18 protein-coding genes are annotated in these 22436 nt (G+C 67.3%); 11 read left to right on the plus strand and 7 right to left on the minus strand.

Annotation, left to right across the window (positions count from 1 at the left end; all coding sequences use genetic code 11):
* Positions 1-192: 192 nt before the first annotated feature.
* From ACFVQ0_RS11600 to ACFVQ0_RS11610, 3 genes are all read right to left on the minus strand, one after another.
* Entirely contained in the window at positions 193-468 is a 276-nt protein-coding gene (locus tag ACFVQ0_RS11600; RefSeq protein ID WP_390086849.1) for an exodeoxyribonuclease VII small subunit, read from the minus strand.
* An 87-nt stretch (positions 469-555) separates the two neighbouring features.
* Positions 556-1767: an exodeoxyribonuclease VII large subunit gene (gene xseA / locus ACFVQ0_RS11605; protein ID WP_390086851.1), complete on the minus strand. Its 1212-nt coding sequence runs from the start codon at positions 1765-1767 to the stop codon at positions 556-558.
* Between the two features lie 60 nt (positions 1768-1827).
* Entirely contained in the window at positions 1828-3222 is a 1395-nt protein-coding gene (locus ACFVQ0_RS11610) for an APC family permease (protein WP_390086853.1), read from the minus strand.
* A gap of 74 nt (positions 3223-3296) precedes the next feature.
* Between ACFVQ0_RS11610 and ACFVQ0_RS11615 the strand changes: the two genes are divergently transcribed.
* Together ACFVQ0_RS11615 and ppgK are read left to right on the plus strand one after the other, a co-directional pair.
* Entirely contained in the window at positions 3297-4286 is a 990-nt protein-coding gene (locus ACFVQ0_RS11615) for a 4-hydroxy-3-methylbut-2-enyl diphosphate reductase (RefSeq protein ID WP_390086855.1), read from the plus strand.
* A gap of 79 nt (positions 4287-4365) precedes the next feature.
* A complete protein-coding gene (gene ppgK / locus ACFVQ0_RS11620; RefSeq protein ID WP_390086857.1) occupies positions 4366-5103 on the plus strand; it encodes a polyphosphate--glucose phosphotransferase in 738 nt (245 codons plus the stop codon).
* 63 nt (positions 5104-5166) lie between these two features.
* On the opposite strand, the gene ACFVQ0_RS11625 is transcribed toward ppgK, so the two are convergent.
* Complete coding sequence (locus ACFVQ0_RS11625; protein WP_390087771.1) at positions 5167-5724, minus strand: DUF6542 domain-containing protein; 558 nt, start codon at positions 5722-5724, stop codon at positions 5167-5169.
* Between the two features lie 358 nt (positions 5725-6082).
* Between ACFVQ0_RS11625 and ychF the strand changes: the two genes are divergently transcribed.
* The 8 genes from ychF to ACFVQ0_RS11665 all read left to right on the plus strand — a co-directional run bounded on the left by ychF (position 6083) and on the right by ACFVQ0_RS11665 (position 18565).
* Entirely contained in the window at positions 6083-7171 is a 1089-nt protein-coding gene (ychF, locus tag ACFVQ0_RS11630) for a redox-regulated ATPase YchF (protein WP_390086859.1), read from the plus strand.
* Between the two features lie 439 nt (positions 7172-7610).
* A complete protein-coding gene (locus ACFVQ0_RS11635; protein WP_390086861.1) occupies positions 7611-11123 on the plus strand; it encodes a DEAD/DEAH box helicase family protein in 3513 nt (1170 codons plus the stop codon).
* Positions 11124-11185: 62 nt separating this feature from the next.
* Positions 11186-12685, plus strand: coding sequence for a restriction endonuclease subunit S (locus ACFVQ0_RS11640; RefSeq protein WP_390086863.1), 1500 nt, complete (start codon positions 11186-11188; stop codon positions 12683-12685).
* Positions 12686-12717: 32 nt separating this feature from the next.
* Positions 12718-14307, plus strand: coding sequence for an N-6 DNA methylase (locus ACFVQ0_RS11645; protein WP_390087773.1), 1590 nt, complete (start codon positions 12718-12720; stop codon positions 14305-14307).
* Between the two features lie 420 nt (positions 14308-14727).
* Entirely contained in the window at positions 14728-15474 is a 747-nt protein-coding gene (locus tag ACFVQ0_RS11650; protein ID WP_390086865.1) for a hypothetical protein, read from the plus strand.
* Between the two features lie 59 nt (positions 15475-15533).
* Positions 15534-16379 (plus strand): endonuclease NucS domain-containing protein, encoded by an 846-nt coding sequence (locus tag ACFVQ0_RS11655; RefSeq protein WP_390086867.1) that lies wholly within the window; start codon positions 15534-15536, stop codon positions 16377-16379.
* A 390-nt stretch (positions 16380-16769) separates the two neighbouring features.
* The gene (locus tag ACFVQ0_RS11660; RefSeq protein WP_390086868.1) at positions 16770-17171 is read left to right on the plus strand and encodes a hypothetical protein; all 402 of its coding nucleotides are present in this window, start codon (positions 16770-16772) and stop codon (positions 17169-17171) included.
* 413 nt (positions 17172-17584) lie between these two features.
* Positions 17585-18565 carry a tyrosine-type recombinase/integrase gene (locus ACFVQ0_RS11665; RefSeq protein WP_390086870.1) on the plus strand — a complete coding sequence of 327 codons (981 nt, stop codon included), beginning with the start codon at positions 17585-17587 and terminating at the stop codon, positions 18563-18565.
* Between the two features lie 73 nt (positions 18566-18638).
* Here ACFVQ0_RS11665 and ACFVQ0_RS11670 read toward each other — a convergent pair whose 3' ends face one another.
* Positions 18639-19205 carry a nuclear transport factor 2 family protein gene (locus ACFVQ0_RS11670; RefSeq protein WP_390086872.1) on the minus strand — a complete coding sequence of 189 codons (567 nt, stop codon included), beginning with the start codon at positions 19203-19205 and terminating at the stop codon, positions 18639-18641.
* A gap of 77 nt (positions 19206-19282) precedes the next feature.
* Complete coding sequence (locus ACFVQ0_RS11675; protein ID WP_390086874.1) at positions 19283-19981, minus strand: ArsR/SmtB family transcription factor; 699 nt, start codon at positions 19979-19981, stop codon at positions 19283-19285.
* A gap of 87 nt (positions 19982-20068) precedes the next feature.
* Here ACFVQ0_RS11675 and ACFVQ0_RS11680 point away from each other — a divergent pair, with 87 nt between their 5' ends.
* Positions 20069-21898 (plus strand): alkyl/aryl-sulfatase, encoded by a 1830-nt coding sequence (locus tag ACFVQ0_RS11680; protein WP_390086876.1) that lies wholly within the window; start codon positions 20069-20071, stop codon positions 21896-21898.
* Between the two features lie 39 nt (positions 21899-21937).
* On the opposite strand, the gene ACFVQ0_RS11685 is transcribed toward ACFVQ0_RS11680, so the two are convergent.
* Entirely contained in the window at positions 21938-22435 is a 498-nt protein-coding gene (locus tag ACFVQ0_RS11685; protein ID WP_390086878.1) for a hypothetical protein, read from the minus strand.
* Position 22436: the final 1 nt, after the last annotated feature.

Here is a 22436-nt window from a genome sequence, read left to right on the forward strand (position 1 = left end):
TTACCTTCCGGACGTACACGGGGATCGAACGACGTAGGTCAACGACGTAGATCACCGTACGGGAGAGGTAGGTTAACTTTCAACTAAAACGGCGGCGGAGTGATTCACTCCACAGCCAGTGCCGATTGCCCCCGCCTCGTACTCCGCGCCCCCGTACGCGGCCCCCGCGCCCTGCCGCCGGAAGGGCCGGACTCAGCCCGCGTCGGCCCCCGTGCCGTCCCCGGTGCCGCTCTCGTCGCCGGGACCGGCGGGCCCCGCCAGCGCCGCGTCCAGCCGGGCGCGCGCGCCCTCCAGCCAGTGCCGGCACACCTTCGCCAGCTCCTCGCCCCGCTCCCACAGGGCCAGGGACTCCTCCAGGCTCGTCCCGCCCGCCTCCAGCCGGCGCACCACCTCGATCAGCTCGTCGCGCGCCTGCTCGTAACCGAGCGTGCCCGTGGCCGCAGCCGTCGTCGTCCCGTCGTCCGTCATGTGATCCACCCTATGCGTCGGCATGTCCGTCCATCCCGGCCCCGGCCGGCCTCCGGGGCGCTGTCCGCCGGCCCCGGAAGGTGTCGCTCACCCGTCGACCCGCACCACGAACTCGCCCCCGGACACCCGGGCCCGCAGCGCGTCCCCGGCCGCCCCGGCGTCGGCGGGATCGCGCACCACGTGCCCGTCCGCCCGCTGGAGCACCGCGTAACCGCGCTCCAGGGTCGCCGCGGGCGACAGCGCGACCACCCGCGCCCTGGTGTGGGCGAGCTCCGAATCCGCGCGGTCCAGCAGATGCCCCAGCACCCGCCGGCCGCGCCCGATCAGCGCGTCGATCTCCGCCTCGCGCTCGTCCACCATCCGCTGCGGACGCTCCATCGAGGGCCGGCCCAGCGCGTGCGCCAGACCCCGCTCCTCCCGGTCGAGCAGCCCCCGTACCGTCCGCAGCGCCCGGTCCCGCAGCTGCTGGACCCGGTCCAGCTCCTCGCTCACGTCGGGCACGATCCGCTTCGCCGCGTCCGTCGGGGTGGAGGCCCGTACATCCGCGACCAGGTCGAGGAGGGGGGAGTCCGGCTCGTGCCCGATGGCCGAGACCACCGGGGTGCGGCACTCCGCGACCGTACGGATCAGCTGCTCGTCCGAGAACGGCAGCAGGTCCTCCACGCTGCCACCGCCGCGCGCCACGACGATCACGTCGACCTCCGGGAGCGCGTCCAGCTCCCGCACCGCCCGGACCACCTGATTCACCGCGTGCACCCCCTGAACGGCGGTGTTGCGGACCTCGAAGCGGACCGCGGGCCAGCGGCGCCGGGTGTTCTCCAGGACATCGCGCTCCGCCGCGGAGGCCCGCCCGCAGACGAGCCCGATCAGCTGCGGCAGGAAGGGCAGCGGCTTCTTGCGGTCCAGGGCGAAGAGGCCCTCCCCGGCCAGTGACTTCTTCAGCTGCTCCAGCCGGACCAGCAGCTCGCCGATGCCGACCGGCCGTATCTCCGTGGCGCGCAGCGAGAGCTGACCGCGCGGCGCGTACCACTCGGGCTTCGCGAGGACGACGACCCGCGCCCCCTCCGTGACCACGTCCGCGATCCGGTCGAAGACCTGCCGGAAGCACGTCACGCTCACCGAGATGTCGTGCGAGGGGTCGCGCAGCGTCAGGAACACCACACCGGCACCCGGACGCCGCGACAGCTGGGTGATCTGTCCCTCGACCCAGACGGCACCGAGCCGGTCGATCCAGCCGCCGATGAGCCGTGACACGTCACCGACGGGCAGCGGAGCTTCCGGTGATGTTTGGAGAGCCATGCGAGCGAGCGTATCCGGCACCACCGACAGCCGGCCGGTCCAGCGGCGACAGCTCCGACCTCATCCCGCCGCCCGGCGCCCGCGCTGCACCAGGAGCACCGCGAGCCCCACCACGAACCAGCAGGCCCCCACCACCTGCGCGCTCGACGTCGCCTCCACGATCACCGCGATCAGCACGCCCGCGCCCACCACCGGGATCAGGACGTGCCGCCACCAGCTCGGCGCACCCTCCATCCGGCGCACCACGAACCAGCCGACCACCGAGGCGTGCAGCAGCACGAACGCGGTCAGCGCGCCCACGTCCACGACCGACACCAGATGGTCGAGGCCGTCGTCGCGCCGGGCCGCCCAGACCGCCGCCACCAGCGTCACCACCGCCGCGATCAGGATCGCGATACGGGGCACCCCCGAGCGCGGATCGACCTTGGACAGCAGCGTCGGCAGCCGGCGCTCACGGGCCATCGCGAACAGCAGCCGGCCCGCGGCCGCCTGCCCGGCCAGCGCCGCGAACGCCGCCCCGATCGCCTTGCTGACCGCCACCAGATCGTGCAGCCAGGACCCGACGGCGGAGTCCACCGTGTCGTAGAAGGCCGAACCCTGGGCGGCCGGATCGGCGGCCAGCTCCGCCGACGACATCGGCTCCAGCAGCGCCGCCAGGTACGCCTGCGCCACGAACAGGAACCCCGCCAGCACCAGACAGAACAGCAGCGCCCGCGCCACCTTCGCCGAACCGCCCGTCACCTCCTCCGCGAACGTGGCGATGGCGTCGAAGCCCAGGTACGACAGCACGGCCACGGACACCGCGCCCAGCACGGCGGAGGCGGAGAACCCCGCGTCGCCGTTGAGCGGCGTCAGCCAGCCGCGGTGCGCCCCGTCCTGCACGAGCACCACCACGGCGGACACCAGGAACACCAGCAGCACCACGATCTCCATGGCGAGCACCGCGAAGCCGACCCGGGCCGCCGCCCGCACGCCCCAGAGGTTCAGCAGCGTCGTGATGACCACCGCCAGCGCGGTCCACACCCACCGCGACACCTCCGGCACCAGCGAGTTCATCGCGATCCCGGAGAAGAGATAGGCGACGGCGGGGATGAGCAGGTAGTCGAGCATCGCCATCCACCCCGCGATGAACCCCGGCCCCTCCCCGAGCCCCTTGCGCGCGTACGCGAACACCGAACCCGCCAACGGAGCGACCCGCACCATCTGGGCGTAGCTGAAGGCGGTGAACGCCATCACCACGGTCGCCGCGATGTAGACCAGCGCCACCGCGCCGTGCGATTTCGCGTCGAGCGTGCCGAAGACGCCGACCGGGGCCATCGGGGCGATGAACAGCAGCCCGTAGACCACCAGATCCCGGAACCCCAGCGTCCGCCGCAGCCCCGCCCGCTCCGCGGTGCTGCCACTGGTGGAATCCGTACCACTGCCGGAATCGCTGCCGATGCCGCTGCCGGCCATGAGTCCTCCGTTGTTCGCGTGATGATCAGTCTCCCGACCCCGTCGGCCCCGCGCCTGTTCGGTACGGCCTTACGATGGTGCCCATGACTGCTACGACACCCCGACGCGTCCTGCTCGCCGCTCCCCGTGGCTACTGCGCGGGCGTGGACCGTGCCGTGATCGCCGTGGAGAAGGCTCTGGAGCAGTACGGCTCACCGGTCTACGTGCGCCACGAGATCGTCCACAACAAATACGTCGTGCAGACCCTGGAGAAGAAGGGTGCGATCTTCGTCGAGGAGACGGCGGAGGTCCCCGAGGGCTCGATCGTGATGTTCTCCGCGCACGGCGTCGCGCCGACCGTGCACGAGGAGGCGGCCGAGCGGAAGCTCGCCACGATCGACGCGACCTGCCCCCTGGTCACCAAGGTCCACAAGGAAGCCGTCCGCTTCGCACAGGACGACTTCGACATCCTCCTCATCGGCCACGAGGGCCACGAGGAGGTCATCGGCACCTCCGGCGAGGCCCCCGAGCACATCACGCTGGTGGACGGCCCCGAGGACGTCGCGAACGTAGAGGTCCGCGACCCGTCCCGGGTCGTCTGGCTCTCCCAGACCACGCTCTCGGTCGACGAGACGATGGAGACCGTCGGCGCGCTCAAGGAGAAGTTCCCGCTCCTGATCTCGCCGCCCAGCGACGACATCTGCTACGCCACGCAGAACCGCCAGATCGCGGTGAAGCAGATGGGCGCGGACGCCGACCTGGTGATCGTCGTCGGCTCCAAGAACTCCTCCAACTCGGTCCGCCTGGTCGAGGTCGCCCTCGGCGCGGGCGCGGGCGACTCGCACCTGGTGGACTCCGCCGACGAGATCGACGAGGCCTGGCTGGACGGCGTCTCCACGGTCGGCGTCACCTCGGGCGCGTCCGTCCCTGAGGTGCTGGTCGACGGTGTGCTGGCCTGGCTGTCCGAGCGGGGCTTCGAGGACGTGGAGATCGTGAAGGCGGCCGAGGAGTCGATCATCTTCTCGCTGCCGAAGGAGCTCCGCCGGGACCTGCGCGCGGAGGCGGCGGCACTGTCGGCGGAGTAAAGGCCGCCCGCCCCGGGTTTCCGCCCCGGGTTTCCGCTCCGGGAAGTGGGCGGGGCCCGGTGCCCGTACCGTGGATCACATGGAGATCTTCGGCGTGGACATCGGCGGATCCGGGATCAAGGGTGCTCCCGTGGACCTGGACCGCGGAGACCTGGCGCGGGAGCGCCACAAAGTACTCACACCGCACCCGGCCACACCCGATGACGTTGCCGGGTGCGTGGCCGAGGTGGTCGGGCATTTCGACTGGTCGGGCCCGGTGGGCATCACATTCCCGGGCGTGGTCACCAGCGGCGTCACCCGCTCCGCGGCCAATGTCGACAAGGGCTGGATCGACCTGGACGCCCGCACGCTGCTCAGCGACAAGCTGGGCCTGCCGGTCACCGTACTGAACGACGCGGACGCGGCCGGCATCGCGGAGATGACCTTCGGCGCCGGGCGCGGCCGCAAGGGCACGGTCATCATGCTGACGCTCGGTACGGGCATCGGCAGCGCGCTCTTCATCGACGGCAGGCTCGTGCCCAACACCGAGCTGGGTCATCTGGAGCTGCACGGCCACGACGCGGAGAAGCACGCCTCGACGAAGGCCAAGGAGGACGAGGACCTCAGCTGGCACCACTGGGCGCACCGGGTGCAGAAGTACCTGGTCCACCTGGAGATGCTGTTCTCGCCCGAGCTGTTCATCATCGGCGGCGGTGTCAGCCGCAAGGCGGACAAGTTCCTGCCGCTGATCGAGCACGTACGGGCCGAGATGGTCCCGGCGGAGCTCCAGAACAACGCCGGCATCGTGGGCGCGGCCATGGCGGCGGCAGGAAGCTGAGAGCCCGTACCGAGGCGTTTCCGCCCGGCACCGGCCACATCCGGCTGCCCGCGCCTGTACGGGTCAGCGCTGGCGGCGGCGGGGGGCCTGCCCGGCGGCCCGGGGAGGCTGGGCGGCGGCGCGCGGCGTCTGCCGTGCGGACTGCTGGGCGCCTCCCGCCCGCGCGGTCTGTGCGGCCAGCAGCATCCGCCGCTGCCGGGCCCGCATCAGTCGGACCTTGCGTACGGTCGCGATGAGCCCGGCGACGAGCGTGCCGCCGTACAGCCAGCCGGCGTGGACGGCGAGCGCGGTGACGACGGCCATCATCTGCCCGCCGAAGCCGCCGGTGCCGCCCGAGATCGGGATGATCCCGACGGCGAACGCGATCGGCACGCTGATCGGCGCGGTCACCAGGTCCGCGGGGCGCACCCAGAACGCGGTGAGCGCGCTGACCGGCAGGAACAGCACACCGAACACCACGGCTGAACCGTCGAACAGCAGCCAGTCCGCACAGGCCAGCACGAACATGGTGGCGGCCGCGAAGAGCCCGGCGCCGATACCCGTGAGCCTGGGGTTCGGCAGCCGCCGCAGGGCGAGCACGGCGGGCGGCACCGGGCGCGCCCGGCCCGCGGGTGTGCTCATCACCCGATAGACGGCGGCGCTCTCGCCGACCGCTCCCTTCGCTCCGTTGCCTACGTTGGCTCCCTTGGTCCCGAGCGGGGACAGCGGGGCCTGCTGAGTCTGGCTGCGCTGCGGGGGACGTGTCCTGTGCTGCTCCACCGGGACAACGTAGGTCGCCGGGCGGCAGTAATCACGTGCGGGACACGCGCTTTGGGTGACCTTGGCGATGAGTTCGATGCCACACGGCCCAATGGGAACCGGATCGGCACCCGGCGGGACCCGTGGTTACGCGCTCGCCCCCGCCCGTAAACTGGAGAATCGGCCCACCGGGGCCGGACCTCACTGCCCAGCCCGCCCACCCCCTAGGGAAGTCGCCACCGTGTCGCTCACGATCGGAATCGTCGGCCTGCCGAATGTCGGCAAGTCGACCCTGTTCAACGCCCTGACCAAGAACGACGTGCTGGCGGCCAACTACCCGTTCGCCACGATCGAGCCGAACGTCGGCGTCGTCGGCGTGCCCGACCCCCGCCTGAACAAGCTCGCGGAGATCTTCAGCTCCCAGAAGCTGCTCCCGGCGACGGTCGACTTCGTCGACATCGCGGGCATCGTGCGCGGGGCGAGCGAGGGGGAGGGCCTGGGCAACAAGTTCCTCGCGAACATCCGCGAGTCGGACGCGATCTGCCAGGTCATCCGCGCCTTCAAGGACGAGAACGTCGTCCACGTCGACGGCAAGGTCTCGCCCAAGGACGACATCGAGACGATCAACACCGAGCTGATCCTCGCCGACCTCCAGTCCGTCGAGAAGGCCGTCCCGCGCCTCACGAAGGAGGCCCGCCTCCAGAAGGAGAAGGTCGCCGTCCTGGCCGCCGTCGAGGAGGCCCAGAAGATCCTCGAAGCGGGCGACACCCTCTTCCACGCGGGCATCACGGCCTCCACCGAGAAGGGCCGCCTCCTCCACGAGCTGCACCTGCTCACCACCAAGCCCTTCCTCTACGTCTTCAACGTCGACGAGGACGAGCTGGTCGACGAGGACTTCAAGAACGAGCAGCGCGCCCTGGTGGCCCCCGCCGAGGCGATCTTCCTCAACGCCAAGATCGAGTCCGAACTGATCGAGCTCGACGACGACGAGGCCCTGGAGCTCCTCCAGTCCATGGGCCAGGAAGAGCCCGGCCTCGCCACCCTCGGCCGCGTCGGCTTCGACACCCTGGGCCTGCAGACCTACCTCACCGCAGGCCCGAAGGAAGCCCGCGCCTGGACGATCAAGAAGGGCGCCACGGCCCCCGAGGCGGCCGGTGTGATCCACACCGACTTCCAGAAGGGCTTCATCAAGGCGGAGATCATCTCCTTCGACGACCTGGTCGAAACGGGCTCGGTCGCCGAGGCCCGCGCCAAGGGCAAGGCCCGGATGGAAGGCAAGGACTACGTCATGCAGGACGGGGACGTAGTTGAGTTCCGCTTCAATGTTTAATTGAAGCTTCAATTAAAATTCCCGCTCTGTAAAGGTGCAGGACAAGAGGGGCCCGTCAATACAGGACGGCCCCTTTTGCGGCTCGGCGAGGATCGGACGGTGGAATGGGCGCTGGACGCTGCCCCGGAGGGCCGGATTGGAGCACCTGTCGGCACTTGTGGCCACCCCCAGGATGCTGTCCCGTGCTGGACCCCGAACGCACACCAACCCTTGAGGGTGGGCGGTTGTGGGGCAGTCGATCTTGTCGTGATCGGTTCATTTGCCAGAGCGGAGCGCTTGGTTGGACATATGCTGAGAGGTCTTGTCAAAGGTGAGGGCCGGATGTGGCCTGGTCGAGGAGCGGCAGCGTATGAGCGGGCAGGCACGGCGTCGTGAGCAAGTCCCGGAGCAGCTGAAGGCAGCGGCTCGGAAGTCGCCCAACTTCGGGCGGCTTTACGCGATGCAACCCCTGTTGGCCATCTACGGCGCGCAGGCCGAGCAGTCCGTTTTCACCAACCCTAATGTCTCGTACGTCGCCTCTGGCCAGTTCGGCGAGTTGCTCGCCGCGGAGCTGGTGCAGCGGGCCGGGGTGCGCATTGAGGGAACCCGGCAGATCGACCGGCTGGCCGGACTCCAGCGCGCCGGCCTGCTCCCTGGCCGCACCAGAGATGCCTTCGACACGCTCCGCCGTGGGCGCAACGACGCCGCGCACAATCACCTCTTTGACACCAGTAAAGCGCTCAAGGCCGTCGAACTCTGCTTCCAGCTCGGCCAGTTCTTCTCCCGGGCGATCGACAACGTACGAGAGATCGCCGCGTTCGTGCCGCCCCAGCTGCCGAGCGAGGTGGCGGGCGGATCCGCCGAGCTGGCCGAGCTCCGCGAGGCGCTCGGTCACTACCAGCGCACCCTCGCCGAGTCCCGAACCCGCCTCAGCGAGGTCGGTGACCGGCTGGAGGCCGAGCGGCGTGGCCGGGAGGAGGCCGAGAGGCTGACCGAGGCGGCTGAGCGGGCCCGTGCCGAGTCCGAGGCGGAGGTGGCCCGCCACCGGGATGAGATCGAGCGGCTCCGGCGCGCCTACCAGGACCGTTATGACCAGGAGCGCCTCAAGCCCCGGTCGGTCACCGTCAATGCTCGTGAGGCGATCGTTGAGCGCGCCCAGCGGCCCGAACCGCTCAACGAAGTGCAGGCCCGCGTCCGTATCGACGAGATGCTTGCCCAGGCGGGCTGGACGGTCCAGCACTACAGCGACCTCAACCCCCTCGCCTCCCGAGGCGTCGCGGTCCGGGAGTTCAGTCTGGCCACCGGTCGCGCCGACTACGTCCTCTACGTCGACGGCATGATCGTCGGCGTCATTGAGGCCAAGCGCGAGGGCACCGCCCTGGCCGGCGCCCTCGCGCAGAACGAGCGGTATGCGGGCGGCGTTCTCAACGAACACTCCATGGCGGTCTGGCGTGAGCAGGAACCGTTCGCCTTCCGCTACGCCACCACCGGCGCCGAGACGTTCTTCCTCAACCGCCTCGACCCGCACGCCCGCTCCCGCCCGGTCTTCGCCTTCCACCGCCCGGAGTCTTTCGCGGCCTGGATGAAGCGCGCCACCGAGCACCCGGACACCCCCACCTTCCGGGCCGCCCTGCGCACCGCGCTGCCGGTCCTGGAGTCGCACGACCTGCGTACGGCCCAGGAAGAGGCGGTCGTGGGCCTGGAGGGATCACTTGCCCAGGACAAGCCACGCGCGCTGATCCAGATGGCCACCGGCGCAGGCAAGACCTACACCGCGGTCACCGAGTCGTACCGGCTGCTCAAGCATGCGCGTGCGCGCCGCATCCTCTTCCTCGTCGACCGCAACAACCTCGGCCGCCAGGCCAAGGCCGAGTTCGACCGCTACAAGACACCGGACGAGAACCGTAAGTTCACCGACCTCTACAACGTCGACTCGCTAGGCCGGTCCGGTCTCCAGGAGACGTCCTCCGTCGTCGTCTCCACCATCCAGCGCATGTACGCGCTCCTCAAGGGTGAGCCGCTGGAGGACACCACCGAGGCAGAGGACCGCGAGGACTCCTCCACCCTCGACGAGAACTACATGACCGACCGCCCGGTCACCGTCGAGTACAACCCGGCCGTCCCGATCGAGTCCTTCGACTTGATCGTCATCGACGAGTGCCACCGCTCCATCTACGGGCTGTGGCGCGGCGTCCTGGACTACTTCGACGCCCACCTTGTCGGTCTCACCGCCACCCCGACTCGGCAGACCAAAGGCTTCTTCGATGGCAACATGGTCTCCGAGTACACCTACGAACAGGCCGTCGCCGACGGCGTCAACGTCGACTTCGACGTGGTCACCATGGACTCCTCGATACGGGAGGACGGCGGCGCGAAGATCGACAAGGGGACGACGGTCCGTATCCGCGACCGCAAAACCCGCGCCCAGCGTTACGAGGAGCTGGACGAGGACTTCACGTACACGGTCGGCCAGATCGGCCGCACAGTGATCGCCGAGGACGAGATCCGGGCCGTCCTCACCGCGTACAAGAACAACTGGCAGCGCTGGTTCCCGGATCGGACCGAACTGCCCAAGACGCTGGTCTTCGCGGCGAGCGACGACCATGCGGACGAAGTGCTCAAGCAGGTCAAGGAGGTCTTCGGGCGCGGAGACGCCTTTGCCAAGAAGATCACTTACCGCTCCCGGGACAAGGGTGACGACCCCGAGCAGCTCGTCAATGACCTGCGGAATTCGCCGATGCTGCGGGTCGCCGTCACGGTCGACATGATCGCCACGGGTACGGACGTTAAGGCCCTGGAATGCGTGATCTTCCTGCGGGCCGTTCGTAGCCCCGTCCTCTTCGAGCAGATGAAGGGACGCGGCGCCCGCACGATCGACGCCGACGACCTGAAGGCGGTCACCCCAGACCCGGCAGCCGACCTCGCCAAGGACCGTTTCGTCCTGGTCGACGCAGTGGGCGTCACCGCCTCGCCGCTGGTCGACACCCGTCCGATGCTGCCTCCGGACGGCGGCAGCCTCAGCCTGGCCAAACTGATGGACAAGGCGGGCAGCCGCTCGCTGACGGCCGAACAGGCTGAGACGCTTGGGCGTCGACTAGCCCGGCTTGACCGCAAGCTCACGAAAGAAGAGCGGGAGCGGATCGAGCAGGCGTCGGGCGGAGTGCCACTGGCGAAGATGGTCCGGAAGATCGCCAACGGGGTAGACGTTGACACCCAGGATCGGGCATACCGGGAGGGCGGCGCGGACCACGCGCGGCGACTAGTCCACGACTCGGTGGAGACCCTGACCGCCCACCCGGAACTGCGGAAGCTGATCATCGGCATCAAGCAGCAGCACGACCTCACTTACGACGCGACGACCGATGTCACGCTGAAGATGAACGAGGTCCCGAGGGAGGAGCGGGCGGCAAAGGAGCTGGCGGAATGGCGCCAGCTCCTGGACAGCCGCAAGCGCGACGAGGCGGCGGCGGAGGCGATCGCCCTCCAGGTGATCCTCGGCAGCGGATCTCGGGTCCGACCGCAAGAGGCGCGGGCCCACCTGAAGGAACTGATGGCGGCCATCAAGGCGACCAAGCGCAACTGGACTCCGAAGGTCATCTGGGACCACTACGCGCTGCTAGGCGAGGCGGCCGAATCACTGTCGAAGACGGCTGGCCTGGGGGACCTGATGAATCTCGTCCGCTACACGCTTGGCGCGGACGACGAGCTTCGCCCGTACCGTACGGTGGTCGAGGAGCGCTTCGAGGGCTGGCTGCTGCGGCAGAGTCAGGCGGGTGCGGAATTCACAGATGACCAGTTGTGGTGGCTGCGCCGAATCAAGGACGCGATCGTAGTCGACCTGGGCATGGAACGTGAGGACTTCGGCCACATGCCGTTCTCTGAGAAGGGTGGCGGCCCGGGCTTCGCGAACGCCTTCGGTGGCAGGAGCCAGGCGCTGGAACTGTTGGACGAGCTGAATCGGGAATTGGCCTAGGTGCCATTTGAGGACTGTGAGGGAACGTGGCGCTAACCGTTAGCCCCGCCGAGATTGTGCTAATGGCGGAGAAGGGGGGCAGACCGGGACAACTTGCGAAACATCCATCATGGGAGCGCGTGAAATGTGGCGATATTGTGGAGATCGTCAATGGCTTTCCGTTTCGCTCAAGCGGATTCAATGTAGACCGTCGAGGCACTCCTGTCGTTCGAATTCGAGATCTCCTTTCAGGCGCAACTAGCACGTTCTTCGATGGGGATTTCGATTCTGTCTTTATGGTCTCGCGTGGGGATCTATTGGTGGGAATGGACGGCGATTTCAGGGTGGCGCGGTGGAAAGGCGAAGAGGCCCTTCTGAATCAGCGCGTCTGCAAGCTGGTGGTTCGAGATGAGGAGCTCTTCGATGGGCGCTTCTTGATGTATGTTCTGCAGGGGTATTTGAAGGCGATTCAAGACCTCACGTCAGCCGTTACCGTCAAGCATCTTTCATCCCGCACAATTCAGGAAATTCCTCTTCCTCTCCCTCCTCTGGCTGAACAGCACCGCATCGTCGAGGCCCTCGAAGAGCAGCTCTCCCGGCTCGATGCGGCCGAGCAGGTGCTTCGGGGGGATCTGGTGCGAGTTCGTCTGCTGGCGGCGCGCGTGGCGAACTTCGCAGCATCTCGGGCTGTTCCTGCTGGCGAGGAAACCGCGCCCCCGCCGCGTCAGACAGATGCAGTCGACCGGGACCTGCCCAGAATTCCAGCTAGCTGGTCCTGGGAGCGGCTTGGTGATATCGCTGATGTTGTGGGTGGAGTCACCAAAGATAAGAAGAAGCAGGACGACCCTGATTTCACTGAAGTTCCATATCTGCGAGTCGCTAACGTGCAGCGTGGATGGCTCAACCTGGATCATGTAGCAACAATTCGAGTTCCGGACAGGAAGGCTGATGATCTGCGTCTCCAGAGCGGGGACGTACTGATGAATGAAGGCGGAGATCGCGACAAGCTTGGCCGCGGTTGGATTTGGCAAGATGAAGTCGAGGATGCTATTCATCAGAACCATGTCTTCCGTGCGAGGGTTCGCGGGGGGGGTGTCCTGCCGAAGCTCCTTGCGCACCATGCGAACAGCTCGGCGCGATGGTTTGAACTGAACGGGAAGCAGACGACCAACCTTGCTTCGATCAGCCTGAAAAAGATCAGGAACCTGCCAATCCCAGTTCCTCCTGCGGGTGAGCAGATTGAGATTCTTCAGCAAGTCACTGATCAACTCGAAGGGCTTGCGCGTGTTGGGGCTGCCCTTGAGGTGGGGATCAAGCGTGCCGCGACATTGAGGTCAGCGCTTCTCCGGAAGGCGTTCTCCGGCAAGCTGCTCCCGCAGGACCCCGCTGATGAATCCGCCGCCGTCCTCCTCGCCCGCATCGCCGCCGCGCGCGAGGCTGCCAAGCCCGCCCGTAGGGCCAAGCCCGAGGCCAGCCCGCGTAGGACGGCCGCCTCGCGTGACCGCGCCATCGCAGATGCCCCCGCGGCTCCCGCCCCAACCCCCGCCCCCTCCGCCACCGTTCAGCAGGAGCTCTTCCAGTGACCGCCCTCGTCTCCACCCCAGACGACGCAAGCATCCCCTCCTCCGAGGGCGTCCCCCTCACCGAGACGCCGAAGTCGAAGAAGGCCGCCGCGCAGACCAACACGCTGGTCGCGAAGCTCTGGAACTACTGCAACGTCCTCCGTGACAACGGCATGTCCACTATCGAGTACGTCGAGCAGCTCTCTTACCTGCTCTTCCTGAAGATGGTCGACGAGATCGAGAACGACGAGTGGGGTGGACGCGACCTCAGCGTCCTTGTGCCCGCTGACTACAACTGGAAGTCGCTGGTCAGCAAGCGCGGTCCCGAGCTCGAAGCGCACTACCGCGCCATCCTGGAGCACTTGGGCCGCAAACCCCACACCACCATCGGCACGATCTTCGCCGACGCTCAGAACCGGATCACCAAGCCCGCGCTGCTCGAAAAGCTGGTCGTCGAGCTGATCGGCCGCGAGGAGTGGACGGTCACCGGCACCGACCTCAAGGGCGATGCCTACGAGGGCCTGCTCGCCAAGGGCGCCTCGGACACCAAGACCGGCGCCGGCCAGTACTTCACCCCGCGCGCGCTCATCGATGCCATGGTGGACGTGACCCGGCCGGGCCCAGACGACACCATCACCGACCCTGCCTGCGGCACCGGCGGCTTCCTGATCGCGGCGCACGCGTACGTCACCCGGCATCACGTCCGCGACATGGATATCGATGCCCGTAAGGCGTACGACAGCGGGTCCAAGATCTGGGGCAACGAGCTGGTCACCGGCACCGCCCGCCTCGCCGCCATGAACATGCTCCTCCACGGGATCGGCAAGAGCGACGGCCCGAGCCTGATCGACGTCGGCGACGCGCTCGCTGAGAAGCCGAGCGGGAGGCACGCCTCCCTCGTCCTCGCCAACCCGCCCTTCGGGCGCAAGTCCGCGATCACCGTGATCGGCCAGGACGGCGAGGTGGAGAAGGAGGACGTCCAGTACGACCGTGACGACTTCACGGCCACCACGACCAACAAGCAGCTCAACTTCCTGCAGCACATCATGTCGTTGACGGCAGTCAATGGCCGGGCTGCCGTCGTTCTCCCGGACAACGTCCTCTTCGAGGGCGGCGCGGGTGAGAAGATTCGCCGCAAGCTCCTCGACGAGTTCGACCTGCACACGATCCTGCGCCTGCCCACCGGCATTTTCTACGCGGGCGGTGTCAAGGCCAACGTCCTGTTCTTCGACAAGAAGCCCCCGCGCGCCGACGGTAAACCGCACACCACCGTTACTTGGGTCTACGACTTCCGCACAGGCCAGCACTTCACCATGAAGCAGCGCCCGCTGACCCGTGCCCACCTGGACGACTTCGTCGCCCGGTACAAGGCAGGTGAGCCCCTGACCGCCCGCGTCGCGGACGAGGAGGAGAACGGTTGCTGGAGGCCTTACGCGTATGAGGAACTGATCGGACGCGACAAGGTCAATCTCGACATCACGTGGATGAAGGACCCGGCCTTGGAGGACGCGGACAGCGACCTGGAGCCGGAGGTCATCGCCGAGGAGATCGTGCGCGATCTCCAGTCTGCCCTCGCCGAGTTCACTGCCATCGCAAAGTCACTGGGCGCTGATGTGGACGTACCGGAGGCGGAAGAGATCTGACGGCGGTCTGAAGGTTCGTCGTCAACCAGCCGGAGAGCTGCAACGCCAAGTGCCTTGCACCTCTCCGGCGTTCCCGTGGGATTGCTGTCAGCCGAGGGGGCGATGCTGAGGGCTTCCACGATGCACCGGCCTCGATGCTGAAGTAGCCGCGACAGGTGCCAAGGCTGACACACCTCAGTTAGCGCGAAACTTGAGGTAATTCCTGTATGCGAGCTTGGGCGCCCCCGTACGTACTGCGGAGCGTTCCAGCATCCTGCCCCGTAAGGGAATGAAGGGTCGGACCTTGCAGCCGAGTCGATCAGATCAAGCCACCACCGAGCACGGTGCGCAAAGCCACTTGAGGGCCTCAGTACAGTGCAGGGAATACTAGAAGTCCATGTCCCGACGCTCCCCCCTTCCACGCGCCGCAACGAGGTATTAATGGTCATCGCACACCCTCAGACCCGCCAGTTCGAGTCGTTCGTCACGAACCTCTCGTACGCACGCCAGATGGTGCGAGCAGGACAGGCACTGGAGGTGCTCAGCCCCAAGGGCATCGACACCGACGATTTCTATCGGGCTGCCTGGGTGCAGTCCATCGCCGCCCTCGAACACTGGGTACAGGAAGAGGTGTTGCGCCGGGTCGCCGAGGAGGCCGCCAAGGGCGACCCCGACATGCCGCGGAAGCTCCGTGACTACCCGTTGCCGCTGCATTGCCTGGAGAGGGTACAGCGGGGCGAATCGACCACCTCTGAGGTGGTTGCAGAGAGGGTGCGCCAGGACATCGCCCGGCAGACTTTGCAGAACCCGGACGCCATCGCCAAGGTGATGGCGCTCGTCACTGACGCCAAGGTGTGGCGGGAGGCTGCGAAGTGGGTCAACCGGTGGAGCCAGTACCGCACTTCATACGATGAGAAGCGGCTGCGCGGTAAGTACATCCTGCTGCTTCGCCGTCGAAACCAGATTGCACACGACGCGGACCTGATCGACGGTGACCTCAAGCAGCGCCGGCCGATCAGCGAGGCTGATGTCACGGACGCTCTGAACTGGATCGAGCGGATCGCGCTCGCGCTCGCGTACGCACTGGAGGGAGAGGCTTCCAGTCCCTCTGGCCCTCCAGCTCCAGACCCGACTTCGGTGGGGGCTTCGGAAGCGGCGGGTGGAGAACAGCTGCACGAGACTGACTGATCGCTGTTGAGCCCTGCGGACTCGGGTCCTTGTCAGTCCTCTATTTTTAGCCTTCGGCCATGCGACCGCCCCTTGAGAATGTTCTGCGCAACGCGCTCGTGAGGAACCTAGAGTTGATCGAGCCGGGGCTCCGTCCGGTTCAGCTCGAGGAGTACCCGCTCCCCAATGCCCACGGCACGAGGGGCAGCATCGACATCCTGGCTCGCGATCGCCATCAGATGTGGGTGGTCACAGAACTGAAGCGGTCCCGGTCCAGCGCACGACAGGCCTTGCACGAAGTCAAAAAGTACACGGAGCTTCTCTGCCGGGAGAGGAACCTTGCGCCGGACCGAATCCGCGCCGTGATCGTGGCCATGCCAGATGACTGGAATGAGCTCCTCGTCGCTGTCAGTCACGCGGCACGTGACTGGAGCCATGATCTCCGCGGGTACCGGCTCCTCCTGGACGGTACCGGTGCCCCTGAAGGAGCCGAGCGGGTGGAGGTACTGCCTCGGGCGTTCGAGCCTCGGGTTACCCCCATCCACAACCTGTTCTTCTTCACCCCGGAGGACCAGTGCGATTTGGGCTGGAAGATCATCAGTAAGGTTGCGGACGAGCTTGGGGCGCTCGGCCTGCTAGCGGCGGATCTGGACCGGGTGGCGGAGAAGCACTACATCCCTGCGCCTTTCGGCCTGTACCTTGCGGTAGGCCGGGTGAACGAGGAAATCGCCTCGGAAGAACTCCTGGACGGTTACGGCGGGCCAGAGCCTTTTGCCGCCGAGTATCAGGCTGAGTACCTCGCCCTGTGTGCCATCTGCAATCGCCTTGCGCGCAGCGAGATGCGCGGCATGAACATGGAATCTGCTCAGCCAGGACTGCTTAAGAATCTTGCCGAAAACCCCAACTGGGCCATACGAGGCTTCTGAGGTGCTGGCGCTTACGACGATACTGCTGCCTTCGAGCAGCAAGACCTGTTCCGATTCCTCACCGGGGACGAGCGAGGAGACAGTCAGGTCCTCTATGCGGGTACCGTCAGCCCGCAAGTATCCAGCCGCTGGAAGGCCTTTCGGCAGAGCCTCGCCGGCACCCATGAGCGGGAGTCACTGGTGGAGAGCTGGCTAGACGAAGTGAGCCCAAAGGTCGGTGACGGGGATATTGGGCTGCACGTCTACAACCCGTGCAATCTCCTACAAGCAATCATCCACGGTTGGCCCGACCGGATGGAGGAGCTTCTGCCGATGGTCATGGGTGAAGCTGTATCCCGACACGGGCTGCGCAGTTCACTGCGCAGCGCCCTTTGTTGGAACGGGTGAGGCATGTCGCTCCCCGATGCAGTACAGCTCGTATGCCGAGACCCCCTGTTCCTCATGAGTAATATGAACGCGGGAACGGTGTGGGAACGCGACCGCGAGCTCCTAGATCTCCTCGGGCTGCACTACGTACTCCTGGAAAGCACCGGCCCCGCCCGGTCTGAGGCATCTGAATCCGACGAGCACCGCATCTGGGTGCAGCACGAGCAGGGTGCTCGATTCTATTCCTCGGCCTCGCATCCTCCCGAATACAGGCAAGCGTTCACCAACATCGCGGCTGATGGCGAGATCGTCTCAGTTGGGCAGTACATCGCCAGGCACTCCCGCGAGGCTGAGATCGTGGCCAGGGAGTACCACGCGGTTGGCGAGCGTCTTTCAGAGGTGCAAGAGGGATGCCCGCGACGGTAACTACCCCTGCTTGCGTCCAAGGTGCGGTCATGTATGGACCGTGCGGCATTGGGAGTTGGGCGGCAGACGGGGGCGGCAGCGGGAGAAGTCGTTTCCGCGGAGGGTCGGCTTGGACGGTGCGGACGCCTTCGCTGCTGCTGTGGAGCAGGATTAGCAGACTCGCGTGCGCGTCGATCCTGCTCGTAGCGCTGTGCCCTTGTCGGTCTGGGCCGGGGAGTGGCTTGAGCGACGCGTCATCGGTGAGGCGACCCGTTGTATAACTACGAAGGGTTCGTTCGCAATCATCTCGTGCCGAGTCTTGGTCGTAAGCCGCTGGCTGGGTTGGCGCGGCGGGACTTTGAGAGGTTCGTCAAGGACATCTACCGAGGCGGTGCAGGGCTGGCTGCATCGACAGTGAACGACCGCATGGTGATGTGGCCGCCATCATGGAAGCGGCCGTCGTCGATAAACGCATCACTGAGAATCCTGCCCGGGGCATCCGGGTATCCCGTAGGGATGCTGTGGTGGTGGACGAGGACGCAGTGCCGACGCCAGCTGAGGTTGATCTCATCGCTGCGCACATCACGCCACAGTTCCGCCTCGCCGTCTATCTTCAGTCCGGCACCGGCCAGCGACCCAGCGAGGCCCTGGCCTTCTCCACCGAGTGCAGGCGGTCTGGCTTCGTCAGGATCCGATGGCAGGTCAGTGCCAAGGCGCACCGCGAGGACTGCCAGACACCCTTCGTCCCCCTCAAGCATCGGCTGGAGAAGGAGTGCCGAGACATTCCCACCGCCCTGTTCGTCGAGCAGGAGATTGATGCTCATATCCGCAGGTGGAAGCCGGTGCCCGTGGTTTTTGCCGGGCAGAATGGTAATCGGATTCGACTTGAGAGCTTCTTCGCTCCGCGTCAGCCTGGCGCCGGGGTGATGCCGTCCATCGCGTCGTCCTACGGCTACCAGTTCAAGAAGGCATGCCTCTTGGCCGGCTTGGTCGATCTGGACGGCAAGGCCAAGTACTCGCCTCGTAGCCTGCGGCACTTCTTCGCCTCCACCGCCCTGGCCAATGGTGTGCCGATCCACGAGGTGTCACGCTGGCTGGGGCACCGTTCGGTCAAGACGACGGTCGACATCTACGGGCATCTGCTGCCCAGCGCGTGGGAGCGCTGCCGAGAAATCTTGCAGCGCTCCATGCGGCCCGTGCCCCCGGATCTGACGTCCTTACCTCAGAGGAGGCGGGCTCGAGCGCTGGCGGTCGAGCTGTGTAGGCGTACGGGGGCTGGCTGGCCTGCATGGTGCTGGGATAGAGCGCCCGTGCTGGGATGGTGCTGGGATGCCCCCTGCAAAACCCGCGTTTCCGCAGGTGGGAGCTCTGCACTACAGGTTCCGCTTCAGCGTGTGATCACGACATCACTGTGAGCTAGGGCCTGTCGGCAAGTTCGCAGGTGACAAGGGGCCGACTCCTTCGGGAGTGGGCCCCTTACCCGTTTCCTCATCGATCTCCGTGCCGGACGGGCGTGGGTCTCTGGTCGGCAAGCGGTTCGGGTACCGGGCCCGGAAGGGGTGGAGTGTCCCGCATCAGTGCGCTGTGTGCGCCCTCGTGGAAGTCGCCTGCCATCTCGGGCCAGCCGAGGCAGTAGCGGGACCGGATCTCCCGGCGCGCGAGGCGCCAGGAGCCGTCCTCCTTGACGTAGTCGTCGTAGTAGCGCACGGCGGCCAGGACGCAGGTGCCGTCGCGGCCGTGCTCCGCGTGGGCGCTGACCACGCCGGTGGCCCGTTCGTCGTCGATGAGTGTGAACACGTTGGAGTGCCGGTAGTGGAACGTGAACTCGTTCTTCGGCAGTTGGGCACGGTAGAAGGAGTCCAGCTGTTCGCGCCCGACCACCTCTCCGCCTACGAACGTCAGGCGGCCGTCCCGCGCGAAACAGGAGGTAATACCGTCCCAGTCGCGGTCGTCGAGCAGATGACCGTAGCGGCCGACCAGGTCGGCGAGTTCGGCGCGGATCTGGAGGCGGTCCACCCGCTCGATCAGTGAGCGCACAACGTCGTCGTCAGTCATGCCGCAACGCTAGGTCCGGATCGGTTAAACGCCGGTTGAAGTCTTCGTGTGCTGACACGCTCCCATCGGCGGGGCGTTCAGCCCTGGCCGCAGGCGTGCAGCTGGAAGTTCTCGACCAGGACCTCGCGGCCACGTTCGCTCACCGAGACGGCGCGGCTGGTCTCGCTCGTGTGCAACCAGCCCCGGCGGAAGAACTCCGACGCGAGGGCGGCTCCGAGACTCCCGCCGAGGTGGTGGCCCTGCTCGCTCCAGTCGAGGCAGGCGCGGGTGAGCGGGCGTCGGTGCCGGGCCAGCTCGGCGACGTCGATCTCAAGGCGGCCGAAGGCCCGCGCTCCGTGGCGTGTGAGGTGTGGGACGGTACCCCGGCATTCGAGGAAGCGGCCGTCCAGCAGTCCTCTCGTCAATGCCACGCCGGTTCTGCCGCCGATGTGGTCGTGACACATCCTTCCGCGACGCAGTGCGGCGCTCTCGGCCACATCGCGGTAGGAGCGTGCGGGGGCAGTGGGCGCCACGAGCAGCAGGGCTTCGATGGCGTCGGCGACGGCCTGACCGCTGAGTCGGTAGAAGCGCTGACGCCCGTGCGGCTGGACCGCCAACAGGCCGCCGGCCATGAGCTTGCGTAGATGCGCGCTGGCGAGCGGGGCCGAGACCTTCGCCCGGTCGGCCAGGCGCGAGGCCGCCATCGGGCCGCTGTCCAGCAGCGCCAGAAGGATCTTCGCGCGCGTGCGATCGCCGATCAGCGCGGCAACGGCGGCCAAGTCCGGTGAACCGGTCACCTCGTGAAGGTACCGACCCGGGGAGATGTCGCGGGACACGTGATGTGTTTACGTGTAAATGGGTGATTAATGGGCTATTCGTTCTCTATGAGTGATCTCGATTACGCCGACAGGTCCGACTTCGAGGACGCCGACCGGGGCTTCGTCGCAGCCCTCTCACCCGCGGTCGTCCGGACGGACGACGGCCGGGTGATCTGGGACGGGGAGGCGTACGCGTTTCTTGACGGCGACTGCCCCGCCAGTGCGCACCCGAGCCTCTGGCGGCAGAGTCAACTGTGCAACAAACAGGGACTGTTCGAGGTGGTCGAGGGGATCTACCAGGTCCGCAACCTGGACCTGTCGAACATGACGCTGGTCGAGGGCGACACCGGGGTCGTCGTCATCGACCCGCTGATCTCCGCCGAGACCGCGGCCGCCGCGCTCGCGCTGTACCGCGAGCACCGCGGTGACCGCCCGGTCACCGGGCTGATCTACACCCACTCCCACGGCGACCACTTCGGCGGCTCCCGCGGGGTGCTGCCGCACGGCCACGCTCCCGTGCCGGTGATCGCCCCGGCCGGGTTCCTGGAGCACGCGGTCGCGGAGAACGTGTACGCCGGCGGCGCGATGACCCGTCGCGCGGTCTACATGTACGGTGCCGAGCTGGCCAAGGGCCCCGCCGGTCAGATCAGTGCCGGGCTGGGCATGACGACGTCCAAGGGGACGATCACCCTCGTGCCGCCGACCGTGGACATCACCCGCACCGGTCAGGAGGAGACCGTCGACGGTGTGCGGATCGTGTTCCAGATGACGCCGGACACCGAGGCGCCCTCGGAGATGAACTTCTACTTTCCCGACCGGCGCGCCCTGTGCATGGCGGAGAACGCGACCCACAACATGCACAACATTCTGACCCTGCGCGGCGCGGTGGTCCGGGACACCCGCATCTGGGCCCACTACCTGGGCGAGACGATCACGCTGTTCGGTGACCGGGCCGAGGTCGCGTTCGCCTCCCACCACTGGCCCACCTGGGGCCGGGACCGCATCATCGAGCACCTGGCCGGCCAGCGGGACATGTGGGCGTACCTGCACGACCAGACCCTGCGCATGACCAACCAGGGGCTGACCGGCACGGAGATCGCCGAGCGGATGGAGCTTCCCCCGGTGATCGCGAAGCGGTGGGCGAACCGCGGCTACTACGGTTCGGTCAGCCACAACGTCAAGGCCATCTACCAGCGCTACATGGGCTGGTTCGACGGCAACCCCGCCCACCTGTGGGAGCACCCGCCCGTCGAGCAGGCCAAGCGGTTCGCCGCCGACTACGGCGGCGTGCCCGCGCTGATCGCCAAGGGCGAGGAGTACGCCGCCTCCGGGGACCTCCGGTTCGCCGCGACGCTGCTGGGGCACGCGGTCTTCGCGGCCCCGACGGACGCGATCGCCAAGCAGGCGCTGGCCGCGGTGTACGAGAAGCTCGGCTTCGGCGCGGAGAACGGCCCCTGGCGCAACTTCTACCTGATGGGCGCCCAGGAACTGCGCGGCGCGATCGCGCACACCGCGCTGGAGACCACCAACCCCGAGATGGCGATGGCCCTCACCGTCGACATGCTCATCGACTCCCTGGCCATCCGCGTCGACGGCCCGCGCGCGTGGGACGAACAGCTCACCATGACCTGGAACGTCACCGACGAGGGCCGCACCTGGCACCTTCTGCTCTCCAACGGAGCCCTCACCTACCGCAGCACGGAGACCGCCCCGGAGGCGGACGGGACGGGCCCGGCCGCCGACCTGGTCCTGACCCTCACCAAGCCCCGACTGCTCGCGGTCCTGGCCGGCGAGGGCCTCGACGACGTGCGCGTCCAGGGCGACCCGCGGGTGCTCGCGACCCTCGTGGGTCTGCTCGACACCCCCGACCCCGACTTCGCCATCGTCACGCCGTGACGACCGACGCCATGACCACCGAGGCCCGGCGACGGGGGGTCACGGCTCGCGGTTCATCAGGCTGAGGACGGCGCGGACGAGGGCGGTGAGGGCGCCGTCGCTGAGGGGCTTCTTCTCCAGCCGGAACTCCACCGTGTTGCGGCCGTTGTCGCGCTTGAAGCGGAAGCTGACGTGCAGGCGCAGGAACGCGATGACACCGCTGAGGACGGTCAGGTCGGCGACGATGTCCTCGCCGCCCATCTGGTCGTCCTCCGGAGGGTCGGCCAGGATCCCCTCGACCAGCGCCCGCGCCCCCTCCTCGCCCGCGAGCGCGGCCAGCACGCGGCGGGCGGCTGCCGGGGGATCGTCCGCCCCGGACGGCGGAGCCCCGGCACCGGCCTGCGCGAAGAGCTCCTGGAGGATCCGCATCGCCTCCGGCGCGCTCGTCACACCGGTCGGGAAGGTGCGGCCCAGCTCGTACGCCGCCTCCTCCAGCGCGAGCAGCGCGCTGCGGTCGGGCAGGGCGGCGGCCCTCGCGGCGTGGACGTCTACGGCCATG

It is taken from the genome of Streptomyces sp. NPDC057900 (assembly GCF_042887885.1).
Classification (GTDB): domain Bacteria; phylum Actinomycetota; class Actinomycetes; order Streptomycetales; family Streptomycetaceae; genus Streptomyces.